Origin of the sequence: Niastella yeongjuensis (assembly GCF_900110245.1) — a bacterium.
Lineage (GTDB): Bacteria > Bacteroidota > Bacteroidia > Chitinophagales > Chitinophagaceae > Niastella > Niastella yeongjuensis.
In genome coordinates this window covers 108639-124400 of sequence record NZ_FOCZ01000008.1, presented here as the reverse complement: position 1 = coordinate 124400, position 15762 = coordinate 108639, and the positions used below count along the sequence as shown (strand labels likewise).

At 40.1% G+C, this 15762-nt stretch carries 11 protein-coding genes; 3 read left to right on the top strand and 8 right to left on the bottom strand.

Features of this window, described 5'->3' with window-relative positions:
• Window positions 1-67: 67 nt before the first annotated feature.
• Complete coding sequence (locus BMX95_RS21765) at window positions 68-1042, bottom strand: WG repeat-containing protein (protein ID WP_081200518.1); 975 nt, start codon at window positions 1040-1042, stop codon at window positions 68-70.
• Window positions 1039-2640, bottom strand: coding sequence for a WG repeat-containing protein (locus BMX95_RS21760; protein ID WP_081200517.1), 1602 nt, complete (start codon window positions 2638-2640; stop codon window positions 1039-1041). The genes BMX95_RS21765 and BMX95_RS21760 overlap by 4 nt, the downstream gene beginning before the upstream one ends.
• Before the next feature lie 374 nt (window positions 2641-3014).
• Between BMX95_RS21760 and BMX95_RS21755 the strand changes: the two genes are divergently transcribed.
• Together BMX95_RS21755 and BMX95_RS21750 are read left to right on the top strand one after the other, a co-directional pair.
• Complete coding sequence (locus BMX95_RS21755) at window positions 3015-3893, top strand: helix-turn-helix domain-containing protein (protein ID WP_081200516.1); 879 nt, start codon at window positions 3015-3017, stop codon at window positions 3891-3893.
• Window positions 3894-4011: 118 nt separating this feature from the next.
• Window positions 4012-5103, top strand: a complete 1092-nt coding sequence (locus BMX95_RS21750) for an NAD(P)-dependent alcohol dehydrogenase (protein ID WP_177193709.1) — start codon at window positions 4012-4014, stop codon at window positions 5101-5103.
• 157 nt (window positions 5104-5260) lie between these two features.
• Here the strand turns inward: BMX95_RS21750 and BMX95_RS21745 are convergent, their stop codons facing one another.
• From BMX95_RS21745 to BMX95_RS21715, 6 genes are all read right to left on the bottom strand, one after another.
• Window positions 5261-6862, bottom strand: coding sequence for an MltF family protein (locus BMX95_RS21745; RefSeq protein WP_207631584.1), 1602 nt, complete (start codon window positions 6860-6862; stop codon window positions 5261-5263).
• Between the two features lie 300 nt (window positions 6863-7162).
• Window positions 7163-9637, bottom strand: coding sequence for a mechanosensitive ion channel family protein (locus BMX95_RS21740; RefSeq protein ID WP_081200515.1), 2475 nt, complete (start codon window positions 9635-9637; stop codon window positions 7163-7165).
• A 397-nt stretch (window positions 9638-10034) separates the two neighbouring features.
• On the bottom strand, window positions 10035-11450 hold the full coding sequence (locus BMX95_RS21730) for an OmpA family protein (RefSeq protein WP_081200513.1): 1416 nt from the start codon (window positions 11448-11450) through the stop codon (window positions 10035-10037).
• Window positions 11451-11826: 376 nt separating this feature from the next.
• Window positions 11827-12021 (bottom strand): hypothetical protein, encoded by a 195-nt coding sequence (locus BMX95_RS21725; protein WP_081200512.1) that lies wholly within the window; start codon window positions 12019-12021, stop codon window positions 11827-11829.
• 333 nt (window positions 12022-12354) lie between these two features.
• Entirely contained in the window at window positions 12355-13362 is a 1008-nt protein-coding gene (locus BMX95_RS21720; RefSeq protein ID WP_081200511.1) for a DUF481 domain-containing protein, read from the bottom strand.
• Window positions 13363-14062: 700 nt separating this feature from the next.
• Window positions 14063-14632 (bottom strand): TetR/AcrR family transcriptional regulator, encoded by a 570-nt coding sequence (locus tag BMX95_RS21715; RefSeq protein ID WP_081200510.1) that lies wholly within the window; start codon window positions 14630-14632, stop codon window positions 14063-14065.
• A gap of 201 nt (window positions 14633-14833) precedes the next feature.
• Here BMX95_RS21715 and BMX95_RS21710 point away from each other — a divergent pair, with 201 nt between their 5' ends.
• Window positions 14834-15754: an SDR family NAD(P)-dependent oxidoreductase gene (locus BMX95_RS21710; RefSeq protein ID WP_207631582.1), complete on the top strand. Its 921-nt coding sequence runs from the start codon at window positions 14834-14836 to the stop codon at window positions 15752-15754.
• Window positions 15755-15762 lie beyond the last annotated feature (8 nt).

Genomic DNA, 15762 nt, shown 5'->3' with positions numbered 1-15762 from the left:
ATACGTACGGTTCCGTATACGGCGGCTTGTTAGAATAACCGGATCAGACAAGCAGGCAAAATAAAATTTAATTAGCGTAATATTCTCGTCCCTTCTTATCGATAAAAAACCAGTCACCCGCCTTGTTCCTCACCCACGCAAAACCTTCTACAGCGGGTGCAACGCCGAATGCTTTGGCGTTGAGATAATTGAAAGGAATAACGATCTTACCATCGCCATTGAGATAGCCAAATGAATTATTATAAGACGCCAGTATTAACCCGTTGCTGTAAACAGCATCGTAAATTTCGGTTGGATAAACCCCTTTATTGTTGATATCAATAAGATTGAAGACAAAGTTCATCTTTACAAGGAAGTGGGTTCTCTGCTCATTAACCGGCTCGATCTTTTCCCATACAAACGGAACCATTTGTTTGTTGCCGAGTGAGATAATGCCGTACTTGCCATTCTTCTTCAGCTTAACATATTGCTGTTTATCGCCAATGACTTCGACATTACCTTCATATTCAAATGGGATGAGGATATTACCACTCTTGTCAACAGCGCCAATCTTCTGAGTGCTTTTCAGGCTAACAAACGCGCAATTGTCCATATTGAAAAAATGATAAAATATCTCATACACCGGTGACGACACTAAAGTGTACGTTTTCCTGTTGAACCTGAAACCATGCAAACCATTCCTGTCGAGAGAAGGGTCGTCCTGCTTTTCATAGTTTTCACCGTTATCAAAAACCATCATTTCACCCATATGCATGTTAGAGGCAGGCGTATCGTCTTCCATAAATTTTCCATCAGATGAAATAATTACTTTTTTGCCATTGATCTTCCCTTCGGCAAAGTAGAGGTTATCTTCCTGTTTGAAAAAACCGGCTTCCGTAAATTGGGGTTGAATAATCATTTTCCCGGTTGTGTCGCTATATCCCCACAGCCCCCCTTTTCGAAAGGGAACCAGCAACGGCGTTGTTTGTGCGACGCCAAGGAGAGGCACTTGAATGATAATCAGGACCACGAGGCAAACGGTATTTAAAGAACTAATTTTCATAAACTTTCTTTAATGATGATCTTTACTCCCGGCAGGTGTTGTTTGAATGCCATGATCTCTTCCATTGATAGTTTGGTGCTTACCACGCTGATAGATTGAAGGTCTTTTAACAGGTTCAGGCTTTCGGGAAGATGTTGAACATTTGTGTAATCCAATTTCAGGTTCTTCAGATGAACCAATTTGCCGATATCTTCCGGGATATCAGATAGACCGCTGTAAGAAAGGTCCAGGTCTTCCAGGTCAGTCATTTTAAGAATAGCCGGAGGAAAAACAAACGACCTGTCGGTCACTGACAATCTTAATTGTACAAGAGCTGCTTTATTAAGGAATGGCTCCACGTCCTTCAAGGTATAATGCCAGTTCATCACACCGAGTAATGCGTGTTTTATTCCCGGGAATTCACTTTCAGGTAAAGCTTTCAAATTGGTGATGATCCTTTTGTCTGCAGCAGGTTGCCAGATGGTATGGAAATTATAGTCCAGGTATTTATAATTATTCGTTTGCACTGTATATCCTGCAAACGATGTTTCCGTGGTAATTACGATCATGTCTGGCCCGAACCAGGCATCTTCAAAAAAGCCTTCGTATACTACTTTACCGTGCGTATCGATGATCTGCTTTTTTTCTAGCGTTTTGTCGTTCGAAATTACGGCATAACCATTGCTGAAATCACCGCCCGACAAGTATCTTCCCGGAAACGCCATTTTTCCTTTGGTATTGATATAATAAACGAATGCTTTATCATCACTTCTGGCGCGAGCCAATCCGCAGGAGAAGTTGGTAATATAAGTGTGCGCTTTATTAAAAGGGAGCACAAACTTTCCATCTTTATTTACATACCCGCAGGTATCCTTTTTGATTGCATATGCCATGCCGTTATGAAAAGGTTCCAGAAAATCAAATATGGGGGCAGTTTTATTTTTTCCATTCTTGTCCATTATCCCAAACTTTCCCTCGCCGGCATAAGCAACTAATCCTTCTGAAACAGTGTTAGAATAAGTAGTCTGTTTGTCACCTGTGCTATCCTTGCTGGATAAAGCATGGTCCATTGGGATAGTTTCGATGCCCTGTTCATCGATCAGGGTATAATAGTTGTCCAATTCAGCCGTAGCCAGTCCTTCGGAATAAGGTCTGATAAAATCATACTTAAACGGGGTTAAGGGTGTAAAGTCTGTCTTCCAAATAGCCATTTTCCTCAACTTTTGCTGTTGTACAATTACGCGGTTACCACTCGTATATACTACCCTTATGTCTGGGGGAAAGGGTTTCAGGTTGCCTTTGCGATCAGTAATAAAATATTCGTCATTCCCTGATTTTGCCGATTTAACAAGGACCATGTATTCCCCTTCAAATACATTCTTTTTTGCTTGGCCTTTATCTAACAGTGTGTAGATAGAGTCGAAAGCCAGCTTTACCCGGCCCTTACTGTCGATAAATGCGGGGGACGAAGCGTATAGATCAAGAAATACAGGATACCATTTTTCGTATTGGGGAGCTTCTAACGGTGTGGCCGGTCCTGATTTGTTCTGTGCAAAGGTGGTTTGTTGTGCAAATTGCTGTAATAAAAGAAATAAAAAGGCCGATAAACATTTTTTCACAGTACGGTTTGATTAAGCTTTTTAGATTGGGAATTTATGGCGACCAAAGTAGTTTAAAATTCAGTCACTTGCAAGCATGGAACCAATACAAATCATTTTTTCTCAAACTATTAACGACTGCGGCTTCGGCGGTAGCATCAAGCTCAATGGTGTTGTCATTCTTTTTATCGGGTCTTCCAAAATGATAATACCCTATGCATTGGAGGGGGCTGTCTTTCGTTAGGAGATAAATCAGACATTCATTCCCTACAACAACTCCTGTGGCCGCATAAGCTTAATATTCAGCGGTACGACTTCTTCAGTCAATTCAGTAATTGAAGGATTATCCAGGCCTATAACCGCAAAAGCTTGCTTGAATTTCTTAACTTTACCGAATGGGTAAAGTAAAAGTGCGTTCCGTTTCTTCATTCAATAATGAACTTAAATTAAAAGGCTTCAACGTATATCAAATTGAAAGTGACAGCAACGCCACTCGTATATACAGCAGAAAAGACTTTTATAAGATCTGCCTTACAACAGGCAAAAGCAGGATCCATTATGCCGAAAGAAGTTTTGAGATGGACGGCACTCTCCTGTTCTTTGGCAACCCGCACATTCCTTATTCCTGGGAAACCATTTCAAGAACCTGCTCAGGCTACACCTGTCTTTTTTCGGAAGAGTTTTTAAAAACGTCTGTTCGCTCAGAAATTCTGCAACAATCACCTTTATTCAAATTGGGGGGCACCCCTATTTTGAAGATCAGTGAAGAACGACGAGAGTTTTTGAATACCATTTACCGGAAAATGATCGATGAGCAAAAGACCAGCTACATTTACAAAGACGATCTTATTCGCAACTATATTAATCTTATCATCCACGAAGCTTTAAAGCTGCAGCCTTCTGAAAATTACGACCAGCATAAAAACGCAGCCTCTCGTATTACCGCTGTATTCCTGGAGCTTTTAGAAAGACAGTTTGTGATTGAAAGTGCCGATCGGCCGATTCAGTTAAGAACAGCACACGATTATGCAAAGGCCCTCAATGTTCATGTAAACCATTTAAACCGTTCTGTTAAAGAAGTAACCGGAAAACCAACCACTGTACATATTGCTGAACGTATTGTTACAGAAGCAAAAGCGCTGCTTCAACATACCGACTGGACGGTTGCAGAAATTGCCTATGCGCTTGGTTTTATATACCCTACCTACTTTAATAACTTCTTTAAGCGCATGACTGGAATGGCCCCTTCCACGTTGCGTACTGAAATTATTTGAAAATCTTAATCATTGGTTTGATAGTCATTACCATCCTCAATAAAGGATGAATGACCTTTGTATTGAACAAAGCTGAAAAGAACCACCTAATTTTTATCCAATTCAAAAAACTTCTTAAATGGAAGCAGTAAAAACAACAGCGGAAGGCACAAAGATCCAAACAAAAGCGGTGAAAGCATTTGGCGCAGCAGCGGCAGATGCACAGTTGCAACAGATGAGCATACAGCGAAGAACCCCCACGCCCCATGATGTAGAAATTGAAATATTATATTGCGGCGTTTGCCACTCGGATCTGCATACGGCAAGAAACGAATGGCACGGCACAATATATCCCTGTGTACCTGGTCATGAAATTGTTGGAAGGGTTGTAAGTGTGGGCAGTCATGTAACAAAATTTAAACCCGGCGATATGGCAGCCGTTGGCTGTTTGGTGGATAGTTGCCGGGAATGTGAGTATTGCAAGGAAGGGTTGGAACAATATTGTGAACCAGGCCACACGCAAACATATAACGCGCCCGACAAACACCTTGGCAAGCAAACCTTTGGCGGATATTCAGAGAGCATTGTGGTAACTGAAGGTTTTGTATTACGGGTACCTGAAAATCTTGATCTGGCGGCCGTGGCGCCATTGTTGTGCGCGGGCATCACTACCTACTCGCCGCTGAAACACTGGAACGTAGGCCCCGGCAAAAAAGTAGGTATTGTTGGCATTGGCGGTTTGGGGCACATGGGCGTTAAACTGGCTAAAGCTATGGGTGCAGAAGTGATTGTATTTACCACATCCCCATCGAAGGTAGCAGATGCAAAACGCCTGGGTGCCGATGATGTAGTGTTGTCAACAGATGAGGCGCAAATGGCAAAGTATGCAGGTAAGCTTCATTTTGTGATAGATGCCGTTTCGGCAGCGCACAACATCAATGCTTACCTGAACCTGTTACGGATTGATGGTTCGCTGGCTTTGGTGGGCGCGCCTGAGCATCCGCTTAAGGTAGAAGCATTCAGCCTGATCCCTTACCGTAGAAGTTTTGCAGGTTCAATGATCGGCGGTATTGCAGAAACGCAGGAAATGCTTGATTTCTGTGGCAAACACAATATCGTATCCGACATAGAAATGATCAACATTCAGCAGATCAACGAAGCGTATGAGCGCTTGCTGAAAGGCGATGTAAAATACAGATTCGTGATTAATATGGCTTCGTTAAAAAAGTAATCAATCAAATAAATGCTTACAATAGAAAAGCCACGGCTCGTAAAAACCGTGGCTTTTCTATTGTAAACGTTGCCTTCAACTACACAAACTTTACATACAAGGTACGTTTTAGAATTATTAGCCTTTGGATGTAATATTATCGGGGGGAATGTAAAATTTATTGCGGCAACGTTTGTTTTTCGTCACGAGCCACTTCATTCCTTTCCTGCATAAGTTTATAAGAATAGTAATACTTCATAATATTTCGAACGTAGGTAGTAGTTTCCAGGCCTATCTTTTCTGAAACTACAATCTCAACGTTATTGAGCCATACATCAGGATTGAGCCCACGTTCCGCAGCTATCTTTCGTAATCTTACTATTCTATTAGGACCTGCATTGTAGGATGCAAACGCAAACAGAGATCTGTTAAATTGGTCAAAATGCGCATCCTTAAAATACGTCGTCATGAGTAAATCCATATACTTGGCCCCCGCGTGTATGTTATGCTCGGTGATGGCGATGTCACCCACCTTCATTTGTTTGCCTGTACTGGGCATTACCTGCATAACACCAATCGCTCCTACCTGACTTCGGGTTTTCTGGTCAAGTTTGGACTCCTGGAATCCTATAGCTGCAAGCATTAAGGGATCGAAGTCAAATTTGTCCCCATATTTTTCGAGCAAACGAACGATCTCTTTATAGCGTTTTGCATTGTCGGAGTTTGTCGGGTCCTGCAGCAGTTTAACCTGCCGGTAATACTTCTTAAGGCGATATGGCATACTGGCTAGTTGCTTCTCATACCGGTAGTAAAAATCTTTCAATTCGGCTGTAAGTAAGGGGCTGCTTTTACGAAAAGCACAACCGATGTACCCTTCACTCCGCACAGCAACATCATTCACTCTAATATTAGGCAGTACCTGTGCCCACATTTTTGCCATCCAGTCATCCACTACAATGGTTGAAATAATGCCCGCGTCGAGCATTTCCATTAGGTCCTCATCTTCGAGGTTTTCAGACACAATGGTTAGCTTAACAGGCATTTTACCTTTCGCAGTGAGCGTTTTATTAAGCGCTTGCAGGCTTTCAAAGTAACTCGAAGATTTTCGCACATCAACCGTTCTGCCCGACAATTGCTCTACGCCCGTAATAGGAGGATCCTGTTTGCGGGTAAGTACAAGTTCTGATACCCTTCCTTGCTCCTTTGGCGCCACGAAGTCAACCTGCTGCAAGCGCATGGTTGTCGCGGTGAGATTCCCGGCAGCAATGTCACCCTGTCCCTCAACAACGCCAGGAATCAAACGATCGCGTGGCGTTGGAATGAAAGCAACTGTGAAAGGTATTTTGTGGGGCTTCTTGTAATATTTTTTGTTTAAATATCCCTCGAATTCCCTGAAGTTGTCTGCAGTGATGCCACGTTCCCTACCCATATCATTAAAAAAGAGCGTGCGGCTATAGGGAACGAGTACACGGATGATACGGCGCTTCAGCATGGTGTCGAAGTCGCCAACATAGGGCTTTTGAGCTTTGCGAAGCATAGTGAGAAAGCTATCCTGCAGTTTAGCTGTTTTATCTTGTAACGCTGTTGTATCCGATCCTGTTGTGTCCAATGCTGTTACCTGCTTTGTGGTATCTGAAACATCATTTTTATTGCCTTCCTTTTCTGCTGAGTCATTACAGGAATTAAAAATAAAAAGGAACAGGAATGCAAGCTCCCTGGCATTCATACTATATGCTCGTGCTGAATGAGTACCAGGTGTATTGTTATAAAATTTGTTCATTGTTATATTGCCTTTTATTCCATTAAACGTTCCTAACAGATGGGGATACAGAGCCAAACAGGCAGTACAAATTTCAGTATTAGAATAGAGATTGTTTTTTTACCTATAACAATATTATAAATAAAAGTTTCTAAGGGATGGAATAACCAACTTTTTTATGCATCAATTTACCAAAACAGGCAATATGAGTCCTATGTGCCTGGTTTTGCGTGCATTTATAAAAGGAAGCAAAGGACCGCTTAACTCTATTCTGCTCACTTAAATAAACTAATATTATAATTACCCGTCACAACAACTTAATCAACTATCATTCTTATTGTATAAGGGCATTCCGATTGAATGTTCTTTGAAGGCACTATCAATTGCCAAAAAAATATCACTTTTTACTGCTTCCGAATCGTTTATATTTTTTACCCAAAAAAATAATTGAATATTAATTGAACTACCCGTAAACTGCCTGATCATTACAGTAGGCTCCGGAATAGCAAGAATCCTTTCATCCTTCCCAGGTAGCGCTTTTAATATCTTAATTGCCTGCTCAAGGTTGGTGCTATATGCTACAGCTACAGTTATATTAACCGCTCTGGAAGGGTTTTCCTGCGTCCAGTTAACGAGGTGCTGGTTTAGCAAATCCCCGTTAGGTATTATTACATTAGCCCCGTCGGATGTTGTGATAATGCTACTTCGAAATCCAACTGATTTTACTACTCCCGATTGCTTACCTATCTCTACAATATCGCCAACGCTGACCGGTTTTTCAAATGAAATAATAAGACCACTTACCAGATTGTTGACCAGGGTTTGTAACCCAAAGCCAACACCAACACTTAATGCACTTAAAATGATGGTAAGCCTGTCCATTGGTACGCCAACTGCGGCTAAAGCTGTTAATAAGCCAATACTTATAATTGAAATTCGAATAATCAATAGCCAACTGCCTAATCCACGTTTCCTGCCAGTGCTCTCCTGCGTAGTGGTTTCCCCTGCAGCGAAAAATGCAACTGTCCTTGAGATTATTCCTGACACATAGAGAATCAGAATAAACTCAAACAAACTTCCAATAGTATAGGAAAATTCGCCAATTGTTCTTTTCTCCAAAATGAAATTCTTTATTGGGTCAGAGATAAATTTTGAAGCGTAAAAATTCCGGGCAAATAAAGCAAACCATCCTACAAAAAGGAGCACATAGAATATTGGGGGAGCTTTACCACTTACAGGATCAAAATTTATATTGAATAACTGTCTGTCTGGCTTGTTATACACACGGGCAGTGAGAGCAAGCCCCCGGATTATAAACTGCAGCGCCCAGTAAAATAATATCGCCAGCACTACATTAAAAAAGCCGGCTGTGAGAAATGTTTTGGATAGATTATACCTCCCGTATACGTTTGATAGAATAGCCGCTACTTGCATGAGCACTGCAAAGCCAAGAAACCAGATCAGTAATTTTTCCTTGAGCTGAATCCTTGGCCCATTTACTATTACCGTAGTACAAGAAATTACACCAACGCCTGACAGCACTACCATTATCCACCTTTCAGATCTTGTCGCCTGTAAAATGAGGTTATCAAAGCATGCAAAAAGAAAAAGAACGAATAGGATCAACCAGGCAACAAGCCAATACCTGGCAATACTATTTTTTAGCAGGAAGGTCATTGACAGGCCAGTTAGTATCCATATCAATACAGAAAAAATAAATGGTGGGTCAATGAAGAAGAACTGGAAAATATTCAAGACAATGAATAAAGCCGATAGAAAGGGGTGTTTCAGCACCAGGTTCTCCGGAGCATTGCTGTTCAGCAGATTTCGCCTTTGCACGTTTCTTTTTAAATTGAACAGGAAAACCGAGCACACAATAACAAGTATACACAGCTGCACGATCTTCCCCATTTCATTTTTCACATAAAATACAAACGACAACTTTGCTTTGATCATTGAAAAAGTAATGATCTCGTTAAATGGGCGACTGTATGTCACGGGACCACCCAGATTATTGGATGAACGTTTGAATGTATTGGCGGAAAGCCTTTGTTGAAAGAGCTCGATCTGTTCAATACTTGCAGCCAATTTAGTCACTAGTAAATTTACGGTTGGTTGCAACTCTGATATATTTATTAAGGTCTTTTTTAAGGAACTGTCGATTGGTTTGATCTCCTGCGAAACAACAGTCAACCTTTCCACATAACGCATTAACACCGCGGAATCGGAAGAAAACCTGTATAATATTTCTTGTTGATAAAGAGAATCTATTTCATTTCTAAAATTTGCCAAACTTTTATAATAATTATCCAGTGACAATTTCCTTGCTGTGGTCCGGATCAACAATTCCCTTATAATCTTATAAGATGTTTCCAGATTTCGATGGGTTTGTATGGAACCTGTATTGATGAATACTCCGTCGCTTGTAATTTCGTACCACAGCCTGATCCTTTTTAATTCATCAGTCAATCCAGTTGTGTCGATGCCATTCTCCAGATAGCTCTGCGCCTCCAAAGTCAGTTTTTTTATTAATTCAATAGTTTCATCCTGCCTTGTTGCTATGGTATCTTCACTATATTCAAGAAGATTTTTCCTTCGCTCACTGTCGCCAAAAATTTTAATGTAATTAAACAGCCTGTTTGTAGCCGAATCGTGTTTGATTTCTATAGAGTCATAAACTGGCTGTATGGAGTCATACGCTGGTTTTTTCCCGGCTGAATCGTTCTGAGAAAAGCAGGCTTCCCTTACCAATAAAAAAAGAATAATTATTGCAGGATATTTCAAGCTGCTTCGCATAATCTTTTGTTCAATTTTCTCCCTGATAAGGAAAAAGTACGAATTGTTTTAAATAGAAATATGACTTAACAGTTAAACATAATGCGGCACCTGCAAAGCCCTGATAGCAGCTTTACTATATATAGAACAGGATAAAACTGATGAAGAAAGCTGCACAAACTGAATTTACTTAATCGTTCTCTAAAAAAATTATGAGGTTTCGAGTAGATTCGTCGGAGGCAGACAAGGAGGGCAGAAACTGTTCGATGGCTGCAACACTTATAGCCTGGCGGTAATAAAAATGCATACCAACCCATTGAACATTTTCGTAGTAGAAACTCGTTTTATTATAGCCTCCCGTATTTGGTTCTTTGTGCATTTAATAGGAAACGGCTTTTGTATATACCATGTCCCGAAATTACTGAATAGTCACTTCTACTCTTCTGTTTAACGTTTTGCCAGCTTTTGTTTTGTTCGAAGCCACAGGCTCTGATGAACCATGTCCTTCAGTTGCGATCCTTGATTGATCAATACCTTTTGAAACGAGATATGCTTTTGCTGCATCGGCCCTTGCCTGCGAGAGTGGTACGTTTATCTTATCAGAACCGGTGCTGTCCGTATGGCCAACGAGGCTGATCTTCAGTCCTTCCGGCGCACGTTGGATAAAAGCAATGACTATATCCAGTTCCTTTTTACCCTGCGGCGTCAGCACTGATTTGCCAGTAGCAAATGTAACCCTGTTTGCTTCAAATTTTTCTATTGCCTTACAGCCTTTCATTTCAGGAACACCTGGTTCATTAGGGCAACGGTCTTCTTCATCATTAATGCCATCTCCATCACTGTCAGGTATCGGGCAACCCTGGTATTTTTCTAAACCAGCCTGATTTGGACATTTGTCCACATCATCTTTAACACCATCACCATCAGTATCTGGGATCGGGCAACCCTGGTAGTCTGCTACGCCTGCCTGATTGGGACATTTATCCTGTTCATCATTTATACCGTCGCCATCCGTGTCAGGTATAGGACAACCCTGGTACTTGGCCAGCCCCGTCTGGTTTGGACATTTATCCTGCTCATCATTTACACCGTCGCCATCTGTGTCAGGTATAGGACAACCATTGTATCGCGTTAAACCAACTACACCAGGACACTTATCATCTTTGTCTTTAATCCCATCACCATCTGTGTCAGCCAGTATATGCTTTCCGAATAGTTTGAATTTTAACCCAGCTTGCACACCCTGATTATAAAATTCGCCAACCGTATTTGAATTGTCAGCATCGTTCATGTCCGTGAATCCATGAAAATAACGGACATAAACAGAAAACCTTCCATGTGGAAATAATTCTAATCCTGCTGTACCGTTAATGCTTGTGTTCGTGATGTCTTCCTTATCATAGGTATTATTGTCGTCTTCAACTTTGGTTGCGAAATCAAATTCAGGACCTAATAATAATGCCAGGTTGCGCCCAAAATGAAATTTAAAAAGCACGGGCACTGATATATAATCAACGGTGCCATTATTAAAAAATGCAGTCTCATCACTTTTATATTCTAATGATTTATAAGCCACTTGCGGCTCGATGGAAAAATTATTCGATACAGAAAAATTTACCCATAAACCTGCTGCCCATCCTGACCGCCAGTCATACTTCACGTTATCATTATCAGAAACACGCAACTGACTATAATTATAGGCTCCTAACAATCCCCCGGATACAGTATAATGTTCTTTAACCGGAACAGGATTTATAGCAGTATTCTGTGACTGGCCCATGGCAATTGCTGATATCAACACCCAACCTGTAAAACAACTAAATGATTTTTTCATACCTTATAATTTTATATCATGCTGTTGATCAAGAGTTATCGCAAAAAATAGCGATTCCATCCACCCGTATAACAGTTAATAGTACTTTATCAAGTCTTATTTGAATACATATTAGAGACACGACCGACGAGTGCTTCCCACCATTCTGCACATCAAAAAAAAGGATGCTGAATTACAATACTGCATCCCGGTTGAGTTACTTCGAGAGCCTTCAGTCTATTAATAACTCGTTCAATACGAGAGATAGAACATCGGTTAAACTAACCATTGTATCTGAAGACCTCGAAGATGAGGACCTGATGATAATGCTCAACGCGAGCATTATCAACAATAGTAGTTGATGACTGAAAGACAAAAATGTGGGCTCAGATCTTGCCTATATAAGAGTGAATGATATTTCAGCACGGAGTGGAGGGTACATCGGTTGTGCTTTCTGTAAAAACAGTCCTTTAATCAAAGCCGAATTAAATGATTTTTCTCCGTTTCTGACCTTTTCGGCCTGATGCCCTAAAAACGCCAAATATTCGACCAGGTCGAGCCGTTTGACCAACTCACAATTTAATTTTTCCATACTCACAGGTTTAAGTTTGCAATTAGTCACCCATAAACAAAAAAGGCCCGCAAAGCATTGGGTGTTAAACCGCAATCTTTGCTAGCCTAGTTAAGTCACCTAAAAATTTATTGGAAATTGTATCAACGGGGTCACGAAAGAAGTTTCTCGATATTCGGGAAGCTTTTTTTATGCCCGTAGCTCAATTGTATGAGCACTGAAACGGTTTCATTTAGTCGGGCGCTCGAACTCCAAATCCGTAAATTGTCAAATTTTCGGGATATCTCGAACCAATTATTTCCCGCTTCTTTACAATGTCACCGTTTTTGTATAGGCGCTCAACTGGGTGATATTTTACAATTGCCAGCCAATGGTAAATTGAACTACATAGTCAAATTCCTTTCCGGCAACTGCAGGCTCATTGTCATAATTGACAGTCGTTCCGGCTTTAAAGTAAAAGTTTTTTAAGAACGCATATTTGGCATCGAGTTGAAAATCTGAGCGCCATCGCCCGGATTCTGTTAGCGAAGGATATACGTACCAGTTAGATAATAGCGAGAAGTCGCCGATATCAAATAAATTCAGTTCAGTACCAAAATATGCTTCAAGGCTGTTTCTTCCCGTAGTTTCATTTGTGAAGCTTTCGTTGTTAAAAGACAAACCCGTTCCGATACCCCAATATGTTTTATTAGTATGTACAATTAGTTTACCGGCACCTAACTTGCCCGTTGTTCGAAGTTTCAATGCCTGTTCTGTATTGGACAGGAAACTTATAGAGGTTCCAAGGAACCAATCGTGCTGTAGAAAATATTTGTAATAGATAGCCGCATCAGTTCTTTTAGTATCAGTTATGCTATCTTGTTTTGAATTGAGGGTATTAAAATTTGCATCAAGCTGCCAACGATCTGCAAGGTAGCCCACCGCACTACGGCCAGAAAACTGTTTCAAATTATTGGCTTTGGTAAAACTTACACCGATATCTATACTCGCTTTAAATCGACTCCAAAATGCTGATTTCAAACCGGTAAAAGAAACGATATCATCCAATTTTATTGTCAGGTCAGACATTCCTTCATCGCTTATGATTACCTGAGTTCCGTCAGCATTGCTTTGGATTCTGCCATTTATGCGACGGCCATCTTTCAATGTCAACAACAATCTTGTGTTTGACATTATCTTATAAATTTCCAACCACTTGATAGTAAAATCATTTTTCGAATAACCAGTCCGAACTGTAAGAACCCCGTTTTGCAATGATTTCATTTCACCAATCATAGTATTTCCATTCCTGAAAATAATGGAATCATTTTGGGCATTGACTACAAGCGGCATTAGAAACGTTAACAATAAATAATATTTCATAAAACAATTTAGCCCTTGCTGCTGCCAGCTTTACAATCGCATACGCTTTTACTATGTAGCACCCAATTATGACCAGAACAATTCGTCCGTAATAGGTGGCCCATTGGCTTCCGTATTAGACAAATATCAATCGGAGGAACTAAATTGTTTGCTGTTTTATAAGTTAAGTTCTCCCACATTTTAATTGAAATTAATTGTGTATATGCAAGGTTTAATTATTTTATCACGCTATCCAAAATAATAGCAGCTTATATTGCTAAAATTTATAATTTCTAGCAGCCTTTAAGTAAAAGGCGAATGTTTAATAATTAAATTCAGTTTGTCCAGAGCAAGCCAAATACCCGTAGGCAATTAAACAAAAAAGCAACACTACAACAGCTTAACACCTTTGCAGGTGCCGCTAATACATTTAGGATAGCAAACCGACCAAGCTATGATTCCTTATAAAAATGCATACCAACCCATTGAACATTTTCGTAGTAGACGACGATGAAGATGACTCGACCAAAAACGTGAGATATATTTTTGACAATCAAGATATTCCTAAAACAAAAAAAGCAAGTGATCAGACCTGACCATTCGCTTGGGACTTCCATCGAATCCTTTGTTGATTTTTTGTTCTTTATTGAAAATATAAAACAGCCTTAAATTAACATTTTAAGATATATTCTGTGGGTTAACAGATGAAACTACCATAATATTAGCAATCTGAATCTAATGTCATTTTCAGATTTTTTAGTATTTGTCTGAAATACCCAGCCCCACGGATCCGACCGATCTGTATAGCGCCCGTAAGCGTTGCCACCCAAAAATCGGCAAGATCCTTAGCAGTTCCCTTAAATTTAAAATGACCAGATTTACGTCCTGACTCAAATGTAGTGATGAGCCATTTATTTACAAGCTCAAGGTAATCTTTTGCACCTTTCTGTATCTTTTCCGGAATTTCATTGTAGGCAGAACTAAATGTACCTATAATACATATTTTGTTGCCATCGTTAAAGTAATCATAGTAAATCTTAAATAAAGCCTCAATTTTTTCCATTGGGATTTTATCTTCTACACGTTTGTTCATCTGCTCAAAATACTGCTTGTCTTTTTCAATTACTGCAAGGCCCAGATCTTCTTTAGATGGATAATAATGATGTATGGCAGCGTTCTTAATATTAAGCTCAGTGGCAATCTGCTTATAATTAAATTGATGATACCCTCCATGTTGAATAAATCCTCTACCCAGTTCCACTATTTTTTCTTTCGTTGTATTAGCTAACATGCTCCAAAATATTATTCCACAAAGTTACCTACCTACAGGTAAGTAGTCAAATGGATTTGTTTTATAAATGTAAGTATCTACAAATCAAGACACTGCCTTATAAATTATAGATAATATTCTCCCAAAATCAACTTAATATACAATTGCTAATAAAAGTTTAACACAGAAAATAAGTTGCTACTTACATGTAAGTAAGTACATTTGCGCTACCAATTGCTTCCGCATGATTCCAACAAAGCCCTGATCGAACTTATAGATTGTCATCAGTTCGTTCCGGATAAAATTGTATTAAATCTTAAACAAAATAAAATGAAAGAAGGTAAAAATGTGGGTACTGCTGTGGTAACAGGAGCCTCATCAGGATTGGGTGAAGTATTTGCAGCAAGATTGGCAGAAAGAGGTTACGATCTGCAGCTTATTGCCCGCCGGGGTGATCGCCTGGAATCACTTGCAGCAAAAATCCGTAACCAATTTGGTGTGAACGTTACTACAATTATCGCAGATCTCGCATCAGCGGCAGAGTTGGAATCCGTTGCAAACCGGCTGGTTAATGACCTTGACATAACATTGCTGATCAATAACGCGGGCACATCAACAATGAACAGATTTACAGATACGCCAGCTGAAAAACAACTGGCAATGATCGACGTAAACATCGTTGCTTTGACTGTATTGTCTAATGCCGTTCTACCTGGTTTTAAAAGCCGTAATAAAGGGACGTTGATCAATATTGCTTCAGTACTTGGTTATCATACTCTTCCCATAAGTGCTATTTATAGTGGCACAAAAGCCTTTGTTGTACAGTTTACCAATGGCCTGCAACAAGAATTTAAGGATACTAATGTTACTATTCAGTTAGCCCTTCCGGCAAGCACAGCAACCGAGATATGGGAAGTAGGCGGTGTTCCGATATCTTCTCTTAATCCGGAATCTGTAATGACAATTGAAAATTGCGTGGATGCAATACTGGCAGGTCTCGACCTTAAAGAATCGGTAACCTGGCCATCAGTTGAAGATAAGAGACTTTACGAAGTCTATGAGGACGCACGGTTAAAGCTTTTCAGTGCAACACAGACAAAAAAGCCGGCCTCCAGATATGGTGTTCCGGTAACTACTGAATAAAGAATAAT

What these genes read in the sequence shown, in the direction of transcription:
- BMX95_RS21765 (WP_081200518.1), bottom strand. Translation starts at nt 1,042, where the DNA reads ATGAAAATTAGTTCTTTAAATACCGTTTGCCTCGTGGTCCTGATTATC.
- BMX95_RS21755 (WP_081200516.1), top strand. Translation starts at nt 3,015, where the DNA reads ATGGGTAAAGTAAAAGTGCGTTCCGTTTCTTCATTCAATAATGAACTT.
- BMX95_RS21750 (WP_177193709.1), top strand. Translation starts at nt 4,012, where the DNA reads ATGGAAGCAGTAAAAACAACAGCGGAAGGCACAAAGATCCAAACAAAA.
- BMX95_RS21745 (WP_207631584.1), bottom strand. Translation starts at nt 6,862, where the DNA reads ATGAACAAATTTTATAACAATACACCTGGTACTCATTCAGCACGAGCA.
- BMX95_RS21740 (WP_081200515.1), bottom strand. Translation starts at nt 9,637, where the DNA reads ATGCGAAGCAGCTTGAAATATCCTGCAATAATTATTCTTTTTTTATTG.
- BMX95_RS21730 (WP_081200513.1), bottom strand. Translation starts at nt 11,450, where the DNA reads ATGAAAAAATCATTTAGTTGTTTTACAGGTTGGGTGTTGATATCAGCA.
- BMX95_RS21725 (WP_081200512.1), bottom strand. Translation starts at nt 12,021, where the DNA reads ATGGAAAAATTAAATTGTGAGTTGGTCAAACGGCTCGACCTGGTCGAA.
- BMX95_RS21720 (WP_081200511.1), bottom strand. Translation starts at nt 13,362, where the DNA reads ATGAAATATTATTTATTGTTAACGTTTCTAATGCCGCTTGTAGTCAAT.
- BMX95_RS21715 (WP_081200510.1), bottom strand. Translation starts at nt 14,632, where the DNA reads ATGTTAGCTAATACAACGAAAGAAAAAATAGTGGAACTGGGTAGAGGA.